This window comes from Streptomyces sp. NPDC107498 (assembly GCF_055582805.1).
In genome coordinates this window covers 122,184-145,800 of record NZ_JBVJPE010000010.1, presented here as the reverse complement: position 1 = coordinate 145,800, position 23,617 = coordinate 122,184, and the positions used below count along the sequence as shown (strand labels likewise).

Here is a 23,617-nt window from a genome sequence, read left to right as displayed (position 1 = left end):
CCGCCAACCGGTTTTCGCACCAGCCCCCGCCGGGCGCGGGCCCGTCAGCCGGCGAACCCGCCCCTGGGCTCGATGATCTCCAGGTTGGTGCCGTCGGGGTCGTTGAAGTAGGCGACCCTGGTGCCGAGGGCCGCGTCCGGGGTGACCTCGCCCGCGAGGAACGTGTAGTCGTCGCCCAGGAAGGCGTAGCCGGCCTCCTTCATGCGCCGGTGGACGGCGTCGAAGTCGTCGACCCTGAAGCACAGGTGCATGGATCCGGGGCGGTTCGCCGCCCCGTTCGTCCGCCAGCCCACCGGGTCCTCGAACTCGATGAGGTCGATGCCGAGGCCGTCGATGTTGATCGTGGCGTACCGCAGGTTCGCGTCGGGCAGCCCCTGCGACCTGCCGAGGGACGCACTGTGCATGGTCCCCCGCGCGACGGGCGGCCGACCCGTCAGGGCCTGGTAGAAATCGATCGCCACGTCCAGGTCCGAGACCGAGATCCCGACGTGCGCGCCCCGGGTGAGCCCGATCGGAGTGCTGGAAACAGCCATGACGAATGCCTCTCGTTCGTGAGCTCCGTGTGGATGCTTCTGTGTTCATCCTCCCGAATAGTCCGGATCGTGCATCCTTGGAGACGGGCCCGCTCCGGCCGACCGGGCGGGAGGTCACCCCACCGCCCCGCCCCTGTTGCGCCGACGGCCGGGGAGGGGAAGGTTACGGACGGGGGCCGATGGCAGGAGGAGGCACGTCATGGGCATCGCCACCGTGAACCCCGCGACGGGGGAGACGCTGCGCACCTACGAGGCCCACGGGCCCGAGGAGGTCGAGCGTCGCATCGCCGCCGCGCACGAGGCGTACCGCCAGTACCGCACGACGTCCTTCGCCGAACGCTCCCGGCTCCTGCGCGCCGCCGCGGCCCTCCTCGACGAGGACACCGAGGACATCGCCCGCACCATGACCACCGAGATGGGCAAGCCGATCGCCGCCGCCCGCGCGGAGGCCGCCAAGTGCGCGAAGGCCATGCGCTGGTACGCCAAGAACGCGGAGCGACTGCTCGCCGACGAGCACCCGGCGGAGAGCGACGTCCAGGACTCGGGCGCCGACGTGGCCCGGGTGCACTACCGGCCCCTCGGCCCGATCCTCGCCGTCATGCCGTGGAACTTCCCGCTCTGGCAGGTGATCCGTTTCGCCGCGCCCGCGCTCATGGCGGGCAACACCGGCCTCCTCAAACACGCCTCCAACGTGCCGAGGACCGCGCTCTACCTGGGCGACCTCTTCCGTCGCGCCGGGTATCCCGACGGCTGCTTCCAGACCCTCCTCATCGGCTCCCGCGAGGTCGAGGGCGTCCTCCGGGACCCCCGGGTGGTGGCCGCCACCCTCACCGGCAGCGAACCGGCCGGCCGGTCCGTCGCCGCCGTCGCGGGCGGCGAGGTGAAGAAGACCGTCCTGGAGCTCGGCGGCAGCGACCCGTACATCGTCATGCCCTCCGCCGACATCGTCGGAGCCGTGAAGACCGCCGTCACCGCGCGCGTGCAGAACAACGGGCAGTCCTGCATCGCCGCCAAGCGGTTCATCGTCCACCAGGACGTGTACGACGACTTCTCGGAGCGCTTCACCGCCGCCATGAACGCCCTCACCGTCGGCGACCCCCTCGACGAGTCCACCGACGTCGGCCCCCTCGCCACCGAGCAGGGCCGGGCCGACCTGGAGGAGCTCGTCGACGACGCCGTCGAGCGGGGCGCCACCGTCCTCTGCGGCGGGAACCGCCCGGAGGGGTCGGCGCTCCGGAGCGGCTGGTACTACCGGCCCACCGTCCTCACCGGCATCACGCCGGAGATGCGGATCCACCACGAGGAGGCCTTCGGCCCGGTCGCCACGGTCTACCCGGTCAGCGACATCGAGGAGGCCGTGGCCGTCGCCAACGACTCTCCGTTCGGCCTCAGTTCCAACGTCTGGACGCGCTCCCCGGAGGACGTCGCGTTCTTCGTCCGCGACCTGGAGGCGGGCGGGGTCTTCGTCAACGGCATGACGGCCTCGCACCCGGCGCTCCCCTTCGGCGGGATCAAGCGCTCGGGGTACGGCCGGGAACTCTCCGGTCACGGCATCCGCGAGTTCTGCAACGCGACCACGGTCTGGCAGCGCGCCTGACGTCCGTGCGGCCACGGCCGGCAGGAGCGCCCGGCGCTCTCGGGGGAGCGGCCTCCTCCGGCCTCCCGCCCTCTCCGGACGCCTGCCCTCTCCGGACGCCTGCCCTCTCCGGACGCCTGCCCTCTCCGGACGCCTGCCCTCTCCGGACGCCTGCCCTCTCCGGCCTCCTGCCCTCTCCGGACGCCGGCCCTGTCCGGACGCCCCGGCCCCCGGCGGTGCCTCAGCCCCGTGCCCACTCCAACAGCCGCTCCACCGGCCAGGTGTTGATCACCCGCTCCGGCGGGACCCCGCACTCCTCGGCACGTGCGCAGCCCAGGATCTGCCACTCCAGCTGACCGGGCGCGTGGGCGTCCGTGTCGACGGCGAAGTACGTGCCCGCCGCGACCGCCGCCCGCAGCAGCCGGCGCGGCGGATCGAGGCGCTCCGGGCGGCTGTTGACCTCCACCGCCGTGCCCGACTCGGCACAGGCGGCGAAGACGCGCTCCGCGTCGAACTCGGACTCGGGCCGCAGTCGCCCGCCCGCCACCAGACGACCCGTGCAGTGCCCGAGCACGTCCAACAGCGGGTCGCGCACCGCCCGTTCGAGACGACGGGTCATCGACCGGGCGTCCATCCGGAGCTTCGAGTGGACCGAGCCGACGACCAGGTCGAGGCGGGCGAGCAGCTCCGGTTCCTGGTCGAGCGAGCCGTCGTCCAGGATGTCGCACTCGATCCCGGTGAGCAGCCGGAAGGGCGCCCACCGCTCGTTGAGCCGTGCCACCGCGTCCAGTTGCTCCCGCAGGCGCTCGGGGGACAGGCCCCGCGCCACCGTGAGGCGCGGCGAGTGGTCGGTGAGGACGGCCCACTCGTGCCCGGTCGCCGCCGCCGCCCGCCCCATGGCCTCGATGCCGGCGCCGCCGTCGGACCAGTCCGAGTGCAGGTGGCAGTCACCCCGCAGGGCCGCCCGCAAGGCCCCGCCCGCGCGGCCGTCCCCCTCCACCGGGCCCAGGGAGGCTTCCGACTCCTCCTCCAGGCGCGCCAGGTACTCCGGCACCCGGCCCTCCAGGGCCTCGCGCACCACCGCCGCCGTCTTCGGCCCGACGCCCTTCGACGACTCCAGGGTGCCGGCCGCCGCCCGCCGGGCCGCCTCGCCCTCCGGCAGGGCGGCGACGACCGCGGCGGCGGTACGGAAGGCACGCGCCCGATAGCCCGGCGCCTGGGCGCGTTCCAGCAGGAACGCGATGCGTTCCAGCGCGGCGACGGGGTCCACGACGGCCTCCTCACCCACCGCCGGGGACGGAGTCGACCGCCACCGGCACGGGCCCGATCTCGCACCACACCGCCTTGCCCTCGCCGCGCGGTTCCACGCCCCACCGGGAGGCCAGCGCGTCGATCAGGAGCAGCCCCCGGCCCGAGGTGGCGGCCTCGCCGGGGGTGCGCCGCCGGGGCCAGGCGCTCGACCGGTCCTGCACCGAGAGCCGCACCCGCCGCACCGGCTCGGGCAGCACCTCCAGCGTCAGCACCGCACCGCCCTCGGTGTGCAGCAGCACGTTCACGAGCAGCTCGCCCGTCAACAGCTCGGCGTCGTCCACGAGTTCCGTCATGCCCCAGTCGCGGAGCGCCTGCCCGACGGCCGCCCGCGCGTCCGAGAGGCCCTGCGGATCGGCCTGGTGGATGTACTGGTGGATGCGCGGCGCCCGGTGCGTGCCCGGGTCCGGGCTGCGCCGCAGCACGAGGAGCGCCACGTCGTCGCCCGAACCCCACCGCTCCCAGAGGCGCTCGGAGAGGTGGTCGGCGAGCGCCTCCGCCTGCGGCGGACCGCTGGCGATCGCGCCCGAGAGCGCGGCGAGCCCGGACTCGATGTCCGAGCCGGGCTGCTCGACGAGCCCGTCCGTGCAGAGCACCAGCGTCTCGCCGGGCACGAGGTCGAGCCGGGTCTCCGGGAACTCCTCGTCGCCGAACACGGTCGCGAGGCCCAGCGGGAGGCCGCCCCGCAGCTTCGGCTGCCCGACCCGGCCGTCGGTGTGCCGGATCAACGGGCCGAGATGCCCGGCCCGCACCGCGCGCAGGGTGCCGCTCGCCAGGTCCACCTGCGCGTACGTGCAGGTCGCGAAGCGGTTGGTGTCCAGCTCGGCGAGGAACCGGGAGGCCCGGGCGAGGACGGTCGACGGGGCGTGTCCCTCGCCGGCGTACGCGCGCAGGGCGATCCGCAGCTGCCCCATGATGGCGGCGGCGTGCGTGTCGTGGCCCTGGACGTCGCCGACGACGATCCCGACCCGGCCGCGCGGCAGCGGGATCACGTCGTACCAGTCGCCGCCGACCTGCCGACCGCTCCACGCCGCGTGGTAGCGGACGGCGATCTCGCCGCCGGCGAACTGCGGGATCCGCCGCGGCAGCATCGTCGCCTGGAGTCCGGTGGCCAACTCCCGCTCCTCGTCGAAGAGGATCGCCCGCTGGAGCGACTGGGCGACGATCGCCGCGAGGCCGAGGGCGAGGTTGCGCTCGTCGGCGTTGAAGGAGGTGCGGCCCCGGTAGAACAGGGCCATGCCGCCCAGCGAACGCGCCTGCGCCACCAGCGGGAGGTAGCAGGCGGCCCGGAACTGCAGGTGCGCCAGATAGGGGGCGAGTTCGGGGAAGTCCCGCCCCAGCGAGGGGAACGAGGAGACGAACCGGGGCCGCCCGCTCAGCACCGCCTCGGCCAGCGGCAGTTTCCGGTCGAGGCGACGGCTGCGGAAGTCGTCGAGGACGTCGAGGGACTCCCCGCTGAGCGCGATGATGTTGAGCGAGCCGTTCTCGACGAGGCCGAGGGCGAGCCCCTCCGCGCCGAGCCGGGCGAGGCCGCCCGGGCCGGTCAGGGCCGCGGTCACGTCGTCCACGGTCACCGCGCGGGACAGGGCGTTCGTCGTCCGCTCGACGATGTTCGTCTGGACCTCGCGCCGCTTCTCCAGCTCCTGCACGAAGGCGAAGTGCGCGACCTCGGCGGTCGTGTCCCGCACGATGCCGACGATCCGCCGGGCCCGGCCGTCCGGCGAGCGCAGGATCCTCGCCTGCACGTGCGTCCAGTGGGGTGACCCGTCGGCCTGCGGGATGGGGAAGTGCGCCGTGTACGAGACCGCGCCGCCGCGCACGGCCTGCCGTACGACGTCCTCCAGCTTGACCTGCTCGTCGGGCGCCAGGCGCGTCACGATCGACACCGGCCGTCCGTCGAAGGCGTCCGGGGCCACGCCGAAGATCAGCAGCCCGGACTCGTCGACATCGATGGTGCCCGCGTCGAGATCCCAGTCGAAGCTGCCGGTCCGGTTCATGGCGAGCCACTCGGCGGGCCCGATCTCGCCACTGCGCGTACGCCGGTCGTCATCGGTCATCCTCCCCATTGTCGAACCCGCGCCCCGCGGACGCCATGGCGGTGACACGGCGTGGCGCGAGTTCGCCGCGACGAAGCCGACCGGACCGGCGGCCGGTCGGGGCCGGAGGGGCAGTCGGGGCCGGAGGGGCAGTCGGGGTGACGGAGCCCGTCCGCCCGCGCCGGGGCAGAATGGGCCGGTGCAGCCGCCGCCCTACCGTGTTCTCGGTCCGTGCCGGGCCCTCCGTACCGACGACGGGACGGAGGCGGTCCTGAGCGGTGCCAGGCTCAGGGCCCTGCTCACCGCGCTCGCCGCCGCCGGCGGGCGCACGGCGGACCCCGGCGCGCTGATCGACCGGGTGTGGGCCGACGGCGACCCGGCCGACGACCAGGACCGCACGGCGGCGCTCCAGGCCCTCGTCGGCCGCCTGCGCCGGGCCCTCGGCCGCGAGGCCGTCGTCTCCGTCCCCGGCGGCTACCGGCTGGCCGCCGACCCGGACGCCGTCGACCTGCACCGCTTCGAACGGCTCGCCGCCGAAGGCGCCGCCGCGCTCGCCGCCGGCCGCGCCGAACGGGCGGCCGCACTCCTCGACGAGGCCCTGGCCCTCTGGCACGGGCCCGCCCTCGTGGATCTGCCCGGCCGGGACACCGACCCCCTGGTCGTACGGGTCGAGCGGCGGCACGCGCAGGCGCGGCGCGACCGGCTCGCCGCCGACCTGGCCCTCGGACGGGCCGACGCCGTGCTCGCGCCCCTCGCCGCGCTCGCCGCCGGGCAGCCGCTCGACGAACCCCTCCAGGCCCTGCGGATCCGCGCCCTGCGCGCGTCCGGGCGGCCCGCCGAGGCCCTCGCCGCGTACGAGGAGGTGCGCACGGCCCTCGCGGACCGGCTCGGCACGGACCCGGGGCCGGAACTGCGCTCCCTGCACGCCGAACTCCTCACGGGGGGCGGGCCCGTGCCGCCCCGCCCGCCCGCTCCCGCCGACACCCTTCCCGCCCGCCTGACCTCGTTCATCGGCCGGACCGACGAGCTGGGCTCGCTCGCCGCCGCCTGGGACGGACGGCGGCTCGTCACCCTCACCGGGCCGGGCGGCGTGGGCAAGACGCGGCTCGCCCTGGAGGCGGCCGGGACGTACGAGGGCCCCGTCCACCTCGCCGAACTCGCCTCCGTACGAGGGGAGTCCACGGTCGCCGCCGCCGTGCTCACCGCGCTCGGGGCCCGCGAGACCCAGCTCTGGCACACCCCGGCCGTTGCCCCGGCCGACCCGGAGGACCGGTTCGCCGCCCTCGTCGAGCACTGCGCCGGACGCCGCATGCTGCTGGTCCTCGACAACTGCGAGCACGTCGTCGCCGAGGCGGCGGAGCTCGCGCAGGCGCTCCTCACCCGCTGCCCCGGCGTGACCGTCCTCGCGACGAGCCGCGAGCCCCTGGGGGTGCCGGGGGAGGAGGTGCGACCCCTGGACCCGCTGCCCGTGGACATGGCGCTGCGGCTCCTCGGGGAGCGGGGCGCGGCCGCCCGGCCGGGCTTCCGGGTGGCGGAGGACCCGGAGGCGGCGGAGGAGGTCTGCCGTCGCCTCGACGGGCTCCCGCTGGCCGTCGAACTGGCGGCGGCGCGTCTGCGGATGCTGTCGGTGCGGCAGGTCGCGGACCGGCTCGACGACCGGTTCCGGCTGCTGACCTCGGGCGCGCGGACGGTGCTGCCGCGTCAGCAGACCCTGCGGGCGGTGGTGGACTGGTCCTGGGAGCTCCTCGACGGGACCGAACGGGCGGTGCTGCGGCGGCTCGCGGTCTTCACGGGCGGCTGCGACCTGGCGGCGGCGGAGGCGGTCTGCGCGGAGGGCACGGAGAACACGGGGCGTGCGGACGACACCGGGGACACGGGGAGGGGCGCGCCGGGTGCCGACGTCCTGGACGCGCTCGGTGCTCTCGTCGACAAGTCGCTGGTGGTGGCCGTGCCCGACGGCGACGGGATGCGGTTCCGGCTCCTGGAGACCGTGGCCGAGTACGCGGGGGAGCGGCTGGACGAGGCCGGGGAGCGGGCGGCGGCGCGACGCCGGCACCTCACGTACTACCGGGAGCTCGCCCGCCGGACCGAACCGGAGCTGCGCGGTCCCGGCCAGCTCGACGCCATCGCCCGCTTCGAGCGGGAGCACGACAACCTGCGCGGCGCCCTCCGGACGGCCGTCGCGCTCGGCGACGAGCAGGAGCTGCTCTGCCTGGTCCACGCGCTCAGCTGGTTCTGGCAGCTCCGCAACCACCAGGCCGACGCCCGCACCTGGGCCGCCGAGGCCGGCCGCCTCGGCCCCGACCCCTTCCAGGAGCCCGTCCGCCCCGCCGAGCCGCTGGCGGGCCGGTGCGTGGACGTCCCGCCGCCGTGGACCGGCGAGCGGTTGTGGGAGGCCCGGCGCGGCGGCCGGCTGTACGCCCTCGCGACCGAGGGCGGCGAGGGCGCCACCGCCCTGGAACGGCCCGAGACCCGCGCCCGGCTCGTCGCCCTGGCCGCCGCGTACCGCCCCGGACTCCCGCAGACCTGCCGCCAGCCGGGCACGATGTGGTACTTCGCCCGGCTCATGACCGGGGAGCTCACCGGCCTCGACGAGACCCTGACCCTGATCGTCGACGCCTGCCGCGCCCACAGCACCGGCTGGGACCTGGGCTTCGCCCTCCTCATGCGGGCCAAGCTCGTCGGCCGGGGCGCCGACGCCGCCGAGGCGCTCGCCCTCTTCGAGGCCGCCGGGGACTCCTGGGGGATCGCGGAGTCCCTGGCCGCCCGGGGCGAGGCCCACGAGCGCGAGGGCCGGCCGGCCGAGGCGGCGGCCGCCTTCGAACGGGCCACCGACGCCGCCGCCCGCGTCGGAGCGCGCTCCCAGGTGCCCGTCTTCACCGCCCGTCTCGCGGCCGTGCGGCTCCGGCTCCGGCCGGAGGGGGACGCGGCGGCCGAGCGGCTCCTGGTCGAGGCCGCCGACGAGGCCGGGCGGTGGGGCGCCGAGGCCGCCGGCGCCGGCAGGCTGCTGCTCGCCCAGCACTACGGCGACACCGGACGCACCGCCCTCGCCCGCGCGCAGCTCTCCCTCCTGGAGGAGGAGTTCGGGGACGTCACCCCGGCCCTCTTCTGGGGGCTCGTCGGCGGGACGTGGGCGTGGCTCGACTGCCTCGACGGCGCCCACGACCGGGCCCTGTCACGCCTCGCCCGGGCCGTCGTGGACATCGAGACCCTCGCCCACCTGGTCGCCCCGCACCTCGTCGTCGCCCAGTTCGGAACCGCCGCCTGGGCCCGTGGCGGCCGTGGCGCGCCGGGCGACGCCGAGACGGGGGCCCGGCTCCTCGGCGCGTACGACGTCCACGCAGGATCCGACACGGGCGGCGGCTTCCGCCCCTTCACCCCGTGGACCGAGACCGCGATCCGGGCCCGTGCCGAGGCGGTGCTCCGCGCGGCCCTGCCACCGGAGGAGTACGGCCGTCGGTACGGGGAGGGCGCCGGCCTCTCCCTGAGGGCGGCCGCCGCCCTGGTGCGGGACCTGGCGGACGTCGGCTAGCCGGGCGACAGGCGCTCACGGGCCCGCGTCCCGGTCCTCCCCGGGGCGGAGCACCGAGGGCGACGCGACGCGTGCGCGGGGTCACCGGGCGGGCGTCGACCGGGCGCAGGAGCCAGGGTGGGGCAGCGGCCGGGCCCGGGGCGTCGTCGACTCCCCGGGTGGGACGGACCCCGCCTTTCCCGGCCCCGTCGACGCCCCGCCACCGGGCCCGCAGGCGGTCCGGTGGTGGCCCCGGATGCGCGCACGGGGACCTGACACGAGAATGGCGAGTGCCGGACGAACACGTAGGAGGCGGCATGAACGCTGAGCCCGACAAGACGTCCCCGGGGGAGTTTCCGACGCCCGACAAGCTGCTGCACGCGGGATCGGAGGGTGAGTTCACGGCGGAGGACCTGGTCCTCGCCTCCGGCCGTGACGTGAATCCGAAGAGCCTCGCCTGGGCGGAACGCCGCATGGCGGAGAAGGGGCGTGCCTCCATGGACGAGCTCCTGCCGTAGGAGCCCGTCCGGCCTTCGGGCCGGATCCCGTCCTCCCCCTCTCCCTCCCGCAGGCCCCGGATCGGTCGCACCGAACCGGGGCCTCGGGCGTCCCGAGGCTTCCGCATGTGTGGAACACGTTCTACCGTGTCCGCCGTCGCGCGTCGCACCGCACGGGGACGCAGCGGACGCCGCAGGACGCCGCCACGGGAGGACGCCATGCACCTCGAGTACACGCCCGCACAGAACGGTCTGCGCGCCGAGCTGCGGGCCTACTTCGCCGAACTGGTCCCGGACGACGTCCACACCCGCCACACGGACCCGGGGGCCCGGAAGCGCTTCTACCGCGAGACCGTGCGACGCCTCGGCTCCGACGGCTGGCTCGGGGTGGGCTGGCCCACCGAGTACGGCGGGCGCGGCCTGACCCCCATGGAACAGTTCATCTTCTTCGACGAGGCCGCGCAGGCCGGCGTGCCGCTGCCGCTGATGGCGCTGAACACCGTCGGCCCAACGATCATGCGGTACGGGACGGACGAGCAGAAGGCGCACTTCCTGCCCCGGATCCTCTCCGGCGAGATCGACTTCGCCATCGGCTACAGCGAGCCCGACGCCGGCACCGACCTGGCCGCCCTGAAGACCCGCGCGGTGCGGGAGGGCGACACCTACGTCGTCAACGGCCAGAAGATCTGGACGACGAACGGCGACACCGCCGACTGGGTCTGGCTCGCCGTCCGCACGGACCCCGACGCCCCGCCGCACAAGGGCATCACCATGCTCCTCGTGCCGACGAGCGACCCCGGCTACTCCTGCACGATCATCAACACCCTCGCCTCGCACGACACCACCGCGAGCCACTACGACGACGTCCGCGTCCCGGTCTCCCGCCGCGTCGGCGAGGAGAACAAGGGCTGGCGGCTCATCACCAACCAGCTCAACCACGAGCGCGTCACCCTCGCCGCCCACGGCACCATGGCGATCCGCGCCCTCCACGACGTCCGCCGCTGGGCCGCCGACACCCCGCTCTCCGACGGCCGCCGGGTCATCGACCTGCCCTGGGTCCGCCGCGCCCTGGCCCGCACCCACGTCCGCCTCGACGCGATGAAGCTCCTCAACTGGCAGATGGTGAACGCCGTCCAGCACGGCACCCTCACCCCCCAGGACGCCTCCGCCGTCAAGGTCTACGGCTCCGAGGCCCGCCGCGACGCCTACGCCGCCCTCATGGAGATCGTCGGCGCCGTCGGCGCCCTCAAGGAGGGCTCGGCGGGCGCCGTCCTCCACGGCGAACTCGAACGCGGCTACCGCTCCGCCGTCATCTTCACCTTCGGCGGCGGCAACAACGAGATCCAGCGCGAGATCATCTCCTGGATCGGCCTGGGCATGCCCCGCGTCCGCCGCTGATCCCCCCCCGTGCGGCGCCGCGTTCGTCCCCGTCCCGGAGCCCCCGGGCGTGTCGGCCGGGCTCGCGGTCGACTCCCGGTGCCCGGGCGGGGAGAGAAGAGGGCCCGGCCCGACGGGTTCCGAAGGGCCCGTTCCGGCGTAGCCTGAGCGCCATGAGGCAGGACGCCGACCCCGGGCTCTTCGGCCCCCGTTCCGTGACCTGGCAGCTGCACAGCGACCCGGTGATGTGGATCGCCGGGGTCAGGGCCCTCTGGCTCCAGGCGCTGCATCCCGTCGCCGTCCGCGGCGTCATGATCAACAGCGGTTTCCGGGAGGACCCCTGGGGCCGGCTGATGCGGACCGCGAACTTCGTCGGGACCCTCAGCTACGGAACCGCCGAGGCCGCCGAGGCGGCCGGCGCGCGCGTGCGGCGGATCCACCGGCTGCTCGGCGTCGACGACCCCGAACTGCTGCTCTGGGTCCACTGCGCCGAGACCGACTCGTACCTCTCGGTCGCGCGCCGCTCCGGGATCCCGCTCACCGACGCCGCGGCCGACCGGTACGTCGACGAGCACCGCACCTCGGCCCGGCTCGTCGGCCTCGACCCGGACGCCGTTCCCGCGTCCACCGCCGGCCTCGCCGCCTACTTCGACGCGATGCTCCCCGGGCTCACCGCCGGACCGGACGCCCGGACCGTCGCCGACTTCCTCCGCCGCCCGCCGGTGAAACCCGTCCTGGTACCGGCGCGCGAGGTGATCTGGCGGCGCGTCGCCGCGCTCGCGTACGACACCCTGCCTCCCTACGCCCACGCGCTCTACGGCCGCCCCGCCCCGCCCCCGGAGACCGTCACCCGCCGGCTCGTCGCGACCGCCGGCCTGCTGCGCCGCGTCCCCGCCCGGCTGCGCTGGCGGCTGCCGCCCCGGCACGTCCTGCGCGCCGTGGACCGGCTCGGCCCGGAGACCCGACCCGACCCGTACGCGTACCCCGCCCCGTATTCACCGTCCGACCCGGCGGCCATACTGGAGGAGCCGAGGAGGCAGTACGGAATCGACGGGGGCGGCAGCACACGATGGGGGACTCCAGACTGATCCAGGGCCGGTACCGCCTGCACGAGGTCATCGGTCGCGGAGGCATGGGCGAGGTGTGGCGCGCCACCGACGAGGCGCTCGGGCGCGGCGTCGCCGTCAAGTGCCTCAAACCGCTCGGACCGCAGCAGGACCCGCAGGTCCTCACCGTGGTGCGCGAGCGCTTCCGCCGCGAGGCCCGGGTGGCGGCGGCCCTCCAGCACCGGGGCATCACCGTCGTGCACGACTTCGGCGAGTACGACGGCGTGCTGTTCCTCGTCATGGAGCTCCTGGAGGGCCGCAACCTCAGCCAGCTCCTCGTCTCCAACGACCAGCAGCCGCTGCCCGTCCAGGACGTCGTCGAGATCGCCGACCAGGTCGCCGACGCCCTCGCGTACACGCACCGGCAGGGGATCGTGCACCGCGACCTGAAGCCCGCGAACATCATGCGGCTGCGGGACGGCACGGTGAAGATCTGCGACTTCGGGATAGCGCGGCTCGGCGCCGACATGGGCTTCACCTCCAAGCTCACCGGGACCGGCATCGCCATGGGGACGCCCCACTACATGTCCCCGGAGCAGATCGGGGGCGGCGGCGAGATCGACCACCGCAGCGACCTCTACTCGCTGGGGTGCGTGCTGTACGAACTGGCCACCGGCGCCCCGCCCTTCGACCTCGGCGACTCCTGGGCCATCCTCATCGGCCACCGGGACACGGTGCCGACCCCGCCGCGCACGCTCCGCGCCGAGCTGCCCGACTACTTCGACCGGATCGTCGTCGACCTGCTCGCCAAGGTCCCCGAGGAGCGGCCGGCCGACGCGGGCGACCTGCGCCGCCGGATCGTCTCGGGCCGCTTCGCCCCGGCTCCGTTCCCGCCGCCGGCCGGGGCGCCCCCGCTCCCCGCCCTTCCGCTGACCCTTCCCATGCCCGTCCCCGAGGGCGCCCCCGTCGCCGAGCGGGCGGCCCCCGCGCCCGCGTGGGCCCGGGCGATCACCGGCGGGCACCGCCCGGCGGCCGTCGGCGGACCGCGCCCGGCCGCCCAGGACCCCGCCGCGGCCGTCCTCACCACCGAGTGGACCACCGCGGCGCCCGGCGGCACGCCGCCGCCCGCCCCCGCGCCCCCCGCGGAGCTGGTCGCGGTGCTCGCCGGCCGGTTCCGGGCCGGGATGGGGCTCGGCCGGCTCGGCCGCTGGGACGAGGCCGAGTCCGTGCACCGGTCGGTCGCCCGGGACCGCGCGCGGACCCTCGGCGAGGACCACCCCGACACCCTGACCAGCCACTACGAGGTCGGCTTCGCCCTCGCCCGGCTGGACCGCCCCGCCGACGCCCTGCGGGTCTTCGACGGGGTCGCCGGGGCCCGCGCCCGCGTCCTCGGCGACGACCACCCCGACACCCTGGCGGCGCGTCAGGAACGGGCCTACGCCCTGGGGCGCCTCGGACGGCACCCCGAGGCGTACGCGGTGTACGCCGAGGTGCTCGCCGCCCGCGAGCGCACCGTCGGCCCCGACCACCCCGACACCCTGCGCTGCCGCCACAACATGGCGTTCACCCTGGGGCGCCTCGGCCGCCTGGAGGAGTCGTACCGCACGGCCCACGAGGTCGCCGAGGCCCGGGCCCGGCTCCTCGGCGAGGCGCACCCCGACACCCTCGTGACCCGCCACGAGGTGGCGTACACCCTCACCCGGCTCGGACGCGGGCGGGAGGCGCTCGCCCAGTACCGCGCCGTCGCCGACGCGCGCGCCGCCGCCCTCGGCCCCGACCACCCCGACACCCTCGCCGCCCGCTACGAGACCGGGGTCTGCCTCGGCCGGCTCGGCCAGGCCGCGGACGCCCTCGACCTCTGCCGCGACCTCGTCGCCGCCCGCACCCGCGCCCAGGGCCCCGACGGGCCGGAGACCCTGCGCGCCCGCCAGGCCCTCGCCGTCAACCTCGGCCGGCTCGGACGCTGGACGGAGGCGCTCGCCGAGTCCGAGGGCGTGCACGCCGATCGCGCGCGGGTGCTCGGCGCCGACCATCCGGACACGCTCACCAGCCGCTGGGAGACGGCCGTGGCCCTCGGGAGGCTCGACCGCTGGGAGGAGGCGCTGGAGTGCCACCGGGAGATCGCCGCCGCCCGCACCCGGCTCCTCGGCCCCGCCCACCCCGACACCCTCGCCGCGCTCGACGCCGAGGCCCACTGCCTGGAGCGCCTCGGCCGCGACGCCGAAGCGGCCGCCCTCCTCCTGCGCGCGGCCACCCCGCCGGGGGCGTGAGGCCCAGCCGGACGGCGTGAGCTCCTTCGGGCCGTGCGGGGCGCGCTCGCCGCACTCCGTCACGGGTACGGCGGCGACCCTCTGATCCGGCACCGGAACGATCCCGGCCGTCCCGCGATCATGACGCACGGCGGCGGCCTTCCCCCGGCACACCGGTGCGTGTGAGCATGAGCCATGACCGCCCCTCACGCTTCCGCAGGGTCCCGCCCGTACGACGCCGTCGTCGTCGGAGGCGGGCACAACGGGCTCGTCGCCGCCGCCTATCTGGCCCGTGCCGGACGCTCCGTCCTCGTCCTGGAGCGGCTCGGCTCCACCGGCGGGGCGGCCGTCTCGACGCGGCCGTTCGCCGGGGTCGACGCCCGGCTCTCCCGGTACTCGTACCTGGTCTCGCTCCTCCCCGAGAAGATCGTGCGCGAGCTGGGGCTGCGGTTCGCCGTCCGGAAACGGTCCGTCTCCTCGTACACCCCGAAGGGGGACGGCGGCCTCCTCGTCGGCGGCGGACCCGACCGCACCCGCGCCTCCTTCGCCGCGCTCACCGGTTCCGACCGCGCATACGAGGCCTGGCAGGACTTCTACGCCCGCACCGGCGGGGCCGCCCGCCGGATCTTCCCCACCCTCACCGAGCCCCTCCCCACCCGTGACGGGCTGCGCGCCCGCGTCGACGACGCCGAGACCTGGCGGATGCTCTTCGAGGAGCCCCTCGGCGTCACCATCGAGAAGACCTTCGCCGACGACCTCGTCCGGGGCGTGGTCCTCACCGACGCCCTCATCGGCACCTTCGCCGACGCGCACGACCCCACGCTGCTCCAGAACCGCTGCTTCCTCTACCACGTCATCGGCGGCGGCACCGGCGACTGGGACGTGCCCGTCGGCGGCATGGGCGCCCTGACCGACGCCCTCGCGGACGCCGCCCGCGCCGCCGGGGCCCGCGTCCTCACCGGCCACGAGGCCACCCGGATCGAGACCGACGGGCACCGCGCCGCGATCACCTACCGCACCGCCGACGGCGAGGGCACCGTCGAGGCCGGCCGGGTCCTCGTCAACGCCTCCCCGCAGGAGCTCGCCGTCCTGCTCGGCGAGACGCCCCCGCCCGCCCCGGAGGGCGCCCAGCTCAAGGTCAACATGCTGCTGACCCGGCTGCCGAGGCTCCGCGACCGCTCCGTCGACCCGCGCGAGGCCTTCGCCGGCACCTTCCACATCGCCGAGGGGTACGGGCAGCTGGCCACCGCCCACGCCGAGGCCGCCGCCGGGCGCCTGCCCTCCGCCCCGCCGTCCGAGATCTACTGCCACTCCCTCACCGACCCGACGATCCTCGGCCCGGAACTGGCCGCCACGGGCCACCAGACGCTCACCCTGTTCGGCCTGCACACCCCCGCCCGATTGTTCACCGCCGACAACGAGGGCACGCGCGCGAAGCTGCTGGCGGCGACCCTCGCCCAGCTCGACGCCCACCTGGACGAGCCGATCGCCGACTGCCTCGCCCTCGACGCCGAGGGCCGCCCCTGCGTCGAGGCGAAGACACCGCTCGACCTCGAACGCGAACTGCGGCTGCCCGGCGGCCACATCTTCCACCGCGACCTCTCCTTCCCGTACGGGGACGGGGACGCCGGCCGCTGGGGCGTCGAGACCCGGCACGCCAACGTCCTCCTGTGCGGAGCGGGCGCGATCCGCGGCGGGGGAGTCAGCGGCGTCCCCGGCCACAACGCGGCGATGGCGGCGCTGGGGCGCTGACGGCGGGGCCGCTCCCGGCGGGGTCGCCCGGCCGCCCCCGACCGGGCCCTCTCCGTTCGGCCCCGTTGACGTCGCCCTCTCCCCGCCTGGGGTGTGAAGCTGATCTGCGAGCGCGCTTAAGAAATCCTCGATGGACCGCGGGCCTCGCGTACGGGAGATTCTCTTCCAGGGATCTTGGGCGCGCAGCCGTGCCCGCACCCCCACATCACAGGACACGCACGTCGGGAGCCGTTGCATTGAAGGCGCTGGTCAAGCTGAACGCGGAGCCGGGACTCTGGCTCACGGACGTGCCCGAGCCGGAGACCGGTCCGGGGGACGTCCTCATCAAGGTCAAGCGGACCGGCATCTGCGGGACCGACCTGCACATCCGCTCCTGGGACGGCTGGGCGCAGAAGACGATCGCCACGCCGCTGACGATCGGCCACGAGTTCGTCGGCGAGGTCGTCTCCGTGGGCCGTGACGTCGCGGACATCACCGTCGGCGACCTGGTCAGCGGCGAGGGCCACCTCGTCTGCGGCAAGTGCCGCAACTGTCTGGCCGGCCGCCGCCACCTCTGTCGCGCCACCGTCGGCCTCGGCGTCGGCCGGGACGGCGCCTTCGCCGAGTACGTGGCGCTGCCCGCCTCCAACGTGTGGGTGCACCGGATCCCCGTCGACCTCGACGTCGCCGCGATCTTCGACCCCTTCGGCAACGCCGTGCACACCGCCCTCTCCTTCCCGCTCGTCGGCGAGGACGTCCTCGTCACCGGCGCAGGCCCCATCGGCATCATGGCCGCGGCCGTCGCCAAGCACGCCGGCGCCCGCAACGTCGTCATCACCGACGTCAGCGAGGAGCGCCTCGCCCTGGCGCGCAAGACGGGCGTCACGCTCGCGCTGAACGTCGCCGAGCAGACCATCGCCGACGGCCAGCGCACCCTCGGGCTCAAGGAGGGCTTCGACGTCGGCCTGGAGATGTCCGGGAACCCGCACGCGATGCGCGACATGATCGCCAACATGACCCACGGCGGGAAGATCGCCATGCTGGGCCTGCCCAGCGAGGACTTCGCCGTCGACTGGGCGAAGATCGTCACCTCCATGATCACGGTCAAGGGCATCTACGGCCGCGAGATGTTCGAGACCTGGTACGCGATGTCGGTGCTCCTGGAGGGCGGCCTCGACCTCGCCCCCGTCATCACCGGCCGCTACGCGTACACGGACTTCGAAGCCGCCTTCGACGACGCGGCCTCCGGCAAGAGCGGCAAGATCATCCTCGACTGGACCACGGGAGCCTGACCCATGTTCGATTCCGTACGCGACTCCGTCCGCGCCACCCTCGAAGAGATCGAGCAGGCCGGACTGCACAAGCCCGAGCGGGTCATCGGCACCCCCCAGTCCGCGACCGTCGAGGTCACCGCGGGCGGCCGCCCCGGCGAGGTGCTCAACTTCTGCGCCAACAACTACCTGGGCCTCGCCGACCACCCCGAGGTGATCGCCGCCGCCCACGAGGCCCTGGACCGCTGGGGCTACGGCATGGCGTCCGTCCGCTTCATCTGCGGCACGCAGGAGGTCCACAAGGAGCTGGAGGCGCGCCTGTCCTCCTTCCTCGGCCAGGAGGACACGATCCTCTACTCCTCCTGCTTCGACGCCAACGGCGGCGTCTTCGAGACCCTCCTCGGCGCCGAGGACGCCGTCATCTCCGACGCCCTCAACCACGCCTCGATCATCGACGGCATCCGCCTCTCCAAGGCCCGCCGCTTCCGCTACGCCAACCGCGACATGGCCGACCTGGAGCAGCAGCTCAAGGAGGCCACGGAGGGCGGCGCCCGGCGCAAGCTGATCGTCACCGACGGCGTCTTCTCCATGGACGGCTACGTCGCCCCGCTCGACGAGATCTGCGACCTGGCCGAGCGCTACGACGCCATGGTGATGGTCGACGACTCGCACGCGGTCGGCTTCGTCGGCCCCGGCGGCCGCGGCACCCCCGAACTGCACGGCGTCATGGACCGCGTCGACATCATCACCGGCACCCTCGGCAAGGCCCTCGGCGGCGCCTCCGGCGGTTACGTCGCGGCCCGCGCCGAGATCGTCGCCCTGCTGCGCCAGCGCTCCCGCCCGTACCTCTTCTCGAACACCCTCGCCCCGGTCATCGCCGCCGCCTCCCTGAAGGTCATCGACCTCCTGGAGTCCGCCGGCGACCTGCGCGAGCGCCTGGGCGCCAACACGGCGCTGTTCCGCTCCCGCATGACCGAGGCCGGCTTCGACGTCCTCCCCGGCGACCACGCCATCGCCCCCGTCATGATCGGCGACGCGGCCGAGGCCGGCCGGATGGCCGAGCTGCTCCTGGAGCGCGGCGTGTACGTGATCGGCTTCTCGTACCCGGTCGTGCCGCAGGGCCGGGCCCGCATCCGCGTCCAGCTCTCCGCCGCCCACTCCACGGAGGACGTGAACCGGGCCGTCGACGCCTTCGTCGACGCCCGCGCAGCCCTGCGCGGCTAGTGTCCGGGGGCTGAGACACTGGGGGCATGATCGAAGCGCGGCGGTTGCACATCCTCCGTGCGGTGGCCGACCACCGCACGGTCACGGCGGCGGCCGCCGCGCTCTACCTCACCCCCTCCGCCGTCTCCCAGCAGCTCGCCGCCCTGGAGCAGGAGACCGGCCACCGCCTGGTGGACCGCAGCGCGCGCGGCGCGCGCCTCACCCCGGCCGGGGAGATCCTGCTCAACCACGCCAACGCCGTGCTCGCCCAGTTGGAGCGCGCCGAGGCCGAGCTCGCCGCCTACGGCTCCGGCGACGCGGGCACGGTCACCGTCGCCGCGTTCGCCACCGGCATCGGGCTCGTGGTGGCCCCGGCCATCACGTCCCTCGCCCGCACCGCGCCCGGCATCCGGGTCAGGGTCCGGGACGCGGAGGGCGACGAGAGCCTGCTCATGGTCCTGGACCGGCAGGTGGACGTGGCCGTCGCGGTCGAGTACCGGGGGGCGCCGGGCGAGGACGACGACCGGCTCACCCGCGTCCCGCTCTATGCCGAGCCGTTCGACGCGGTCCTGCCGCCCGGCCACTCCCTGGCGGCCGGCGAACGGGTCGCGCTCGCCGACCTCGCCAAGGACACCTGGATCGGCCAGTCCGAGGGGAACCCCTGCCACGACGTGACCGTCCTGGCCTGCGAGTACGCCGGGTTCACGCTGGACCCCGAGCACTCGTCCGACGACTTCCGCGCCGTCGTCGCCCTCGCGGCGGCGTCCGCCGGCGTGGCGCTCGTGCCGCGGTCGGCCCTGCGCGGGATGGAGCTCACGGGCGTGGAGGTCCGCCCGATCGAGGGCGTCGCCCCGACCCGCAGGGTCTTCGCCGCCGTCCGGCGCGGCGCGGAGGACCACCCCCTCATCCGCCCCGTCCTGGCCGCCCTGCGCACGGCCTCGGAGGACGGCGCCTGACGGGCGTCCCGCCCGCCGGGACACCGGAGGCGCACTGGCGGAACCCCCGCACGCCGGAGACGGCCGGACGGATCCCGGGCCGCCGCCTCGTCGGGCCGGCCGCCTCCGACCACCACCCGACGCCGCGCGAACCGGAGCGCGTCGCCCGGCTGATCGAGGAGCCGTGCGCCGAGGCTCCGATCCCCGGAGCCCCGGCTACCAGATGGTGGAGAAGCCGAGGCGGAGCTTCTCCTTGTCCTTCGCGACCTCGAGGGAGCCGGCCTTCACCTCGGCCGCCTCGGCGTCGGTGAGGGCGGTGGTGAAGAGCCGCACGTCGTCCAGGGTGCCGCGGAAGAGCTGCGCCACCCCGGCCGGCTGGTTGGGGAAGTCGGGCCGGGCACCGACGTGGACGTTGAACTCGGCGGCCGGAGTGAGGTTCCGCTCGCTCGCCGAGGCCCCGGCCGGCATGGTCGCGGTGGCCGCGGGGCCCCCGTCCACGGCGAGGCGGACGGTGAGGCCCTGGCGCGTGAACACGACGTGGTGCCATCGGCCGTCGTCGTACGAGGACGGCAGCGTCACCTCGGTGGAACCGATGTCCGTGCCGACGGTGCCGCGCAGCACGCCGCTTCCGGGTTCGGCCCGGACCGAGAAGTGCCGTCCCTTCTTCAGCGGGTCGGTGCCCGGCATGCCGTACGCCCAGACGATCGGCAGCGTGCCCGTCGTGGCGGAGTGCCGGAACCAGGCCGTGACGGTGAAGTCCTTGTCGTCGACCCGCAGGGACGGCGAGCAGACGAGGCGCAGGTAGTCGTCCGTGCCGTCGAACTCCATGGCGGACCCGTCGAGACGCGTTCCCAGCCGTGCGCCGCCGTGGACGACGGCGTGGTTGCCGGCCTCGCCGGGAGCCCGGACGTGCGTGTCGGTGGTGCGCGGACGACGCAGCTCGGTCTCGGAGTCGTTCATGGCCCGCTCGGTGAAGGCGGTGAAGACGACGTTGCCGTGCGGGACGTTGCCGGCCGTCTCGTACGCGATGCCGAGGGAGCCGTTCGGCAGCACCGTCAGATCGGAGTAGCCGGTGCGGGCCGCCGAGACCAGGGTGCCGGAGGTCTGCCAGGTCTTCCCCTCGTCGTACGAGGAGCGGACGGCCAGCTCGCGCCGGTCCTCCAGCGCGCTCGGGCCGAGGCGGGAGCCACCCGAGTACAGCAGCCGGTCGGGCTTCCCGTCCTGGTCCACGGCGTGCAGCCGCATCAGCGAGCCGAACACCGGTGAGGTGTCCAGATCGGCCACCGGGGTGAAGGGGGCGGCGAAGGACCCGCCGCCGTCGGTGCTGACGGTTTCGAGCCGGTGCTCGTTGGTCCGGCAGTGCGTGGGCGCGGAGTTGCGGGCGCTGACGTAGACGTCGCCGTCGACGGTCTCGGCGACCGTCGGCTCGGCGGGGTACGCGCCGCTCTTGCTCGCCTCGGAGCCGGCACCGAGGGTCCAGGTGAGGCCGCCGTCGTCGCTGAGGTACAGCTGGCCGCCCGCGGTCGTGTCACCGTCGGCCGTGTGGTCGCCGGTGACGATCAGCCGGCCGTGGTGCGGCCCCCGGCGGAGCTGGACGCCGTGGCCGGGGCCGGTGGAGACCCAGCCCCAGCCGGCGGCCTTGAGCTGCGGCTGCGGCACGCTCGCGGACCAGGTCGCGCCGTCGTCCGTGCTGTGGACGGCGTGGACCGTGCGCCCGTACCCCGCGCGGCTGGGCTTGGCCGCGTCGTGGTTCCAGTCGCTGCTGGAGTACAGGAGCGTGATCCGGCCGGTGACCGCGTCCACGACCGGCGCGGGGTTGCCGTGGGCGAGCTCGTCGGAGCCGCCGACGACGACCTGGAGGTTCTGCCAGGTCGCCCCTCCGTCGAGGGACCTCTTGAGCACGATGTCGTTGTCGCCGACGTCGTGGCAGCCGGTCGCGTCCAGCCGGGTGCGGCCCTCGGCGAAGGCGAGGAGGACGCCCGCCCTGCTGGTGACGACGGCGGGGATGCGGGTGCAGTAGTAGTTCTCCCGCGCCTTGAACGGCGTGGTGGAGACCTGCGTCGCGAGCGGCGGCACGGTGGTCGTGGCCGTCGTGGCCGTCGTGGCCGTCGTGGCCGTCGTGGCCGTCGTCGACGCGACGGCGGGCGACTGCGGCGTGACCGCGAGCACGACCGCGGCCAGGACGGCGAGGGAGAGCGCGCACAGCCATGCGGACAGCGCGAGGCGGCGCGCGCCCGGTGGACGGTGCTCGGACAGGGGTGGCACGGAGGAACACCTCTCGGAACGAAGGCGGAGGCGGAGGGCGGTGGGGCGGCCGGGTCGGGAAGCGGTGGTGGCGCGTTCGCCGGCGGACCGGCGGTGGCTCCCCCGGAGCGGAAGGACACCGTGCACGGGCGGCGCGACGGACGCTCGCCCCGGCGTTCGTCCCGTCCCCCGGTGAGATCTCCCGGCGGGGGACGCTACCTCATGTGATCACGTGTGCGCAGCTCGCCCCGCAGCCGACCCGACGGTTCGTCAGCTCGGGCTCAATCGGCGGACCGGGTCCAGCCGTTCGCCTCGATCCGCGCCCCGTCCGCCGGCCGCGCCTCGTCGAACACCGGCAGCCCCGCCGCGTCGAGCAGCCGCAGCCCGTCCACGTACACGCCCCGCCCCACGTACCGCCGACCGGTGGTGTACCGCCAGCGCAGGAGGACGTCCGCCCCGGGCAGCGGCGCGGACACGGTGTGCCAGACACGGCCGGACCAGCCGCCGACCGTGCCCGACGGATGCCCGGCGCGCCCGTCGGTGGTGAAGGGCACCGGCCGCCAGGTCGTGCCGTCGTCGGCCGAGGCCTCCAGGGCGACCGGGTCGGCGCCCGGCCCGGTGTCCCACCACAGCGCGCACTCCAGGCGCGCGGCGCCGGTCGCACGGGGCAGCGTCAGGGTGGCCGTCGTGGCGCTCGCCATGCCGGAGAACCATGAGGTGCGGCCCCGGGCCGGGCGGACGGGGACGGCCCGGGCCAGCCGGTCCGCCGTGGCGACGCGCGGCGCGGAGCCGGAGCGCCAGGAGCGCACCGGGTGCACGGAGTTGCCGAGCACGATCAGGAACGTGTCGGTCGTCGGGTCGAGGACGAGGCTCGTGCCGGTGAAGCCGGTGTGTCCGGCCGTGCGCGGGGTGGCCATGGCGCCCATGTACCAGTGCTGGTGGAGCTCGAAGCCGAGCCCGTGCCCGTCACCGGGGAAGGCGGTGTTGAAGTCGGTGAACATCAGCTCCACCGACGCGGGGGAGAGGATGCGGGCCCGGCCGTACGCGCCGCCGTTGAGCAGGGTGCGGGCGAGGACCGCGAGGTCCCAGGCGCGGGAGAAGATCCCGGCGTGGCCCGCGACGCCGCCGAGGGAGTGGGCGTTCTCGTCGTGGACCTCGCCCCACACCATGCCCCGGTCGAGGGCGGACCAGGGCGGCCGGGCGTCCTCGGTGGCGGCGATCCCCGGCCGCCAGGAGAGCGGCGGATTGAAACGAGTGCGGTGCATCCCGAGGGGAGCGGTGATCTCGTCGTGGAGCAGGGCGTCCAGACCGCGACCGGTGATCTCCTCCAGGACCAGCTGGAGCGAGATCAGGTTCAGATCCGAGTAGAGGTACGCGGACCCCGGCGGGTTCACCGGGGGCTCGGCCCACAGCAGCCGCAGCTTCCCCTCCCGCGTCGGCTCCCGGTGGAGCGGGATCCAGGACCGGAACCCGGAGGTGTGGGTGAGCAGCTGCCGTACCGTGACGCCCTGCTTCCCGCCGCCGCCGAACTCCGGGAGGTACGCGACGACCCTCTCCTCCGGCTCCAGCGTCCCGCGCTCGATCTGCTGCACCGCCAGGATCGAGGTGAACAGCTTGGAGACCGACGCCAGGTCGAACACGGTCTCCTCGGTCATGGGGATCCGCCGCCCGGGCGGCAGCTCGACACCGGTGTCGGTCCCCTCGTCGTACGCCGCGTACCGCACGGCCGAGCCGATCGCCCGGTGCAGGGCGACGGTCCCGCCCCGCCCGGCGAGCAGGACGGCGCCCGCGTACCACGGGTGCGCGGGGGAGGGCGCGAGGAAGCGTTCGGCCTCCGCGACCAGTCCGTCCAGGTGCACGGCGAGCAGCCCGGCGCGCTCCGCGGAGCCGCGCCGCAGCGTGGTCCGCCGCGCGGACCCGCGCACGGCCTCGTACGGGACTCCCGTCCCCCGTTCCGGGGAGGCCGCCGCCCCCGGCACCGCACCGATCACCAGCGCACCTCCGAGGCCTGCGTCCCGCCGCCGAACGCGCGGCGGCCCGGCCCTCCGTCTCGCTCCCCCTCGTCCGTCATGCCCACCCTCCCCCCTCGGGGCGGCGGCG

The 23,617-nt window shown here is 75.1% G+C and carries 14 protein-coding genes and 1 pseudogene; 10 read left to right on the top strand and 5 right to left on the bottom strand.

The genetic code is table 11. From position 1 onward, the window contains the following. Positions 1–44: 44 nt before the first annotated feature. On the bottom strand, positions 45–533 hold the full coding sequence (locus tag ACZ66Z_RS19495) for a VOC family protein (protein ID WP_469935505.1): 489 nt from the start codon (positions 531–533) through the stop codon (positions 45–47). Positions 534–732: 199 nt separating this feature from the next. On the opposite strand from ACZ66Z_RS19495, the gene ACZ66Z_RS19490 reads away from it, so the two are divergent. Continuing rightward, positions 733–2,130, top strand: coding sequence for an NADP-dependent succinic semialdehyde dehydrogenase (locus ACZ66Z_RS19490; RefSeq protein WP_469935503.1), 1,398 nt, complete (start codon positions 733–735; stop codon positions 2,128–2,130). A gap of 220 nt (positions 2,131–2,350) precedes the next feature. On the opposite strand, the gene ACZ66Z_RS19485 is transcribed toward ACZ66Z_RS19490, so the two are convergent. Further along, entirely contained in the window at positions 2,351–3,379 is a 1,029-nt protein-coding gene (locus ACZ66Z_RS19485; protein ID WP_469935501.1) for a PHP domain-containing protein, read from the bottom strand. Between the two features lie 10 nt (positions 3,380–3,389). Next, positions 3,390–5,474, bottom strand: coding sequence for a SpoIIE family protein phosphatase (locus ACZ66Z_RS19480; RefSeq protein ID WP_469935499.1), 2,085 nt, complete (start codon positions 5,472–5,474; stop codon positions 3,390–3,392). Between the two features lie 178 nt (positions 5,475–5,652). Between ACZ66Z_RS19480 and ACZ66Z_RS19475 the strand changes: the two genes are divergently transcribed. The 9 genes from ACZ66Z_RS19475 (at position 5,653) to ACZ66Z_RS19435 (ending at position 19,294) form a co-directional block, all read left to right on the top strand. Then, positions 5,653–8,985, top strand: a complete 3,333-nt coding sequence (locus ACZ66Z_RS19475; protein WP_469935497.1) for an AfsR/SARP family transcriptional regulator — start codon at positions 5,653–5,655, stop codon at positions 8,983–8,985. Positions 8,986–9,281: 296 nt separating this feature from the next. After that, entirely contained in the window at positions 9,282–9,482 is a 201-nt protein-coding gene (locus ACZ66Z_RS19470; RefSeq protein WP_469935495.1) for a hypothetical protein, read from the top strand. Positions 9,483–9,680: 198 nt separating this feature from the next. After that, a complete protein-coding gene (locus ACZ66Z_RS19465) occupies positions 9,681–10,859 on the top strand; it encodes an acyl-CoA dehydrogenase family protein (protein WP_469935493.1) in 1,179 nt (392 codons plus the stop codon). Positions 10,860–11,011: 152 nt separating this feature from the next. Continuing rightward, positions 11,012–11,926: an oxygenase MpaB family protein gene (locus ACZ66Z_RS19460; protein ID WP_469935492.1), complete on the top strand. Its 915-nt coding sequence runs from the start codon at positions 11,012–11,014 to the stop codon at positions 11,924–11,926. Next, positions 11,908–14,154, top strand: a complete 2,247-nt coding sequence (locus tag ACZ66Z_RS19455) for a serine/threonine-protein kinase (protein ID WP_469935490.1) — start codon at positions 11,908–11,910, stop codon at positions 14,152–14,154. The genes ACZ66Z_RS19460 and ACZ66Z_RS19455 overlap by 19 nt, the downstream gene beginning before the upstream one ends. Before the next feature lie 174 nt (positions 14,155–14,328). After that, a complete protein-coding gene (locus tag ACZ66Z_RS19450) occupies positions 14,329–15,885 on the top strand; it encodes a phytoene desaturase family protein (RefSeq protein WP_469935488.1) in 1,557 nt (518 codons plus the stop codon). A gap of 236 nt (positions 15,886–16,121) precedes the next feature. Beyond that, complete coding sequence (tdh, locus tag ACZ66Z_RS19445; RefSeq protein ID WP_469935486.1) at positions 16,122–17,156, top strand: L-threonine 3-dehydrogenase; 1,035 nt, start codon at positions 16,122–16,124, stop codon at positions 17,154–17,156. A 3-nt stretch (positions 17,157–17,159) separates the two neighbouring features. Next, positions 17,160–18,359, top strand: coding sequence for a glycine C-acetyltransferase (locus ACZ66Z_RS19440; protein WP_469935484.1), 1,200 nt, complete (start codon positions 17,160–17,162; stop codon positions 18,357–18,359). A gap of 26 nt (positions 18,360–18,385) precedes the next feature. Further along, positions 18,386–19,294, top strand: coding sequence for a LysR family transcriptional regulator (locus tag ACZ66Z_RS19435; RefSeq protein WP_469935482.1), 909 nt, complete (start codon positions 18,386–18,388; stop codon positions 19,292–19,294). A gap of 195 nt (positions 19,295–19,489) precedes the next feature. On the opposite strand, the gene ACZ66Z_RS19430 is transcribed toward ACZ66Z_RS19435, so the two are convergent. Together ACZ66Z_RS19430 and ACZ66Z_RS19425 are read right to left on the bottom strand one after the other, a co-directional pair. Beyond that, positions 19,490–21,538 carry an exo-alpha-sialidase gene (locus ACZ66Z_RS19430; RefSeq protein WP_469935480.1) on the bottom strand — a complete coding sequence of 683 codons (2,049 nt, stop codon included), beginning with the start codon at positions 21,536–21,538 and terminating at the stop codon, positions 19,490–19,492. A 260-nt stretch (positions 21,539–21,798) separates the two neighbouring features. Further along, positions 21,799–23,588, bottom strand: a pseudogene (locus ACZ66Z_RS19425) (serine hydrolase domain-containing protein). Positions 23,589–23,617: the final 29 nt, after the last annotated feature.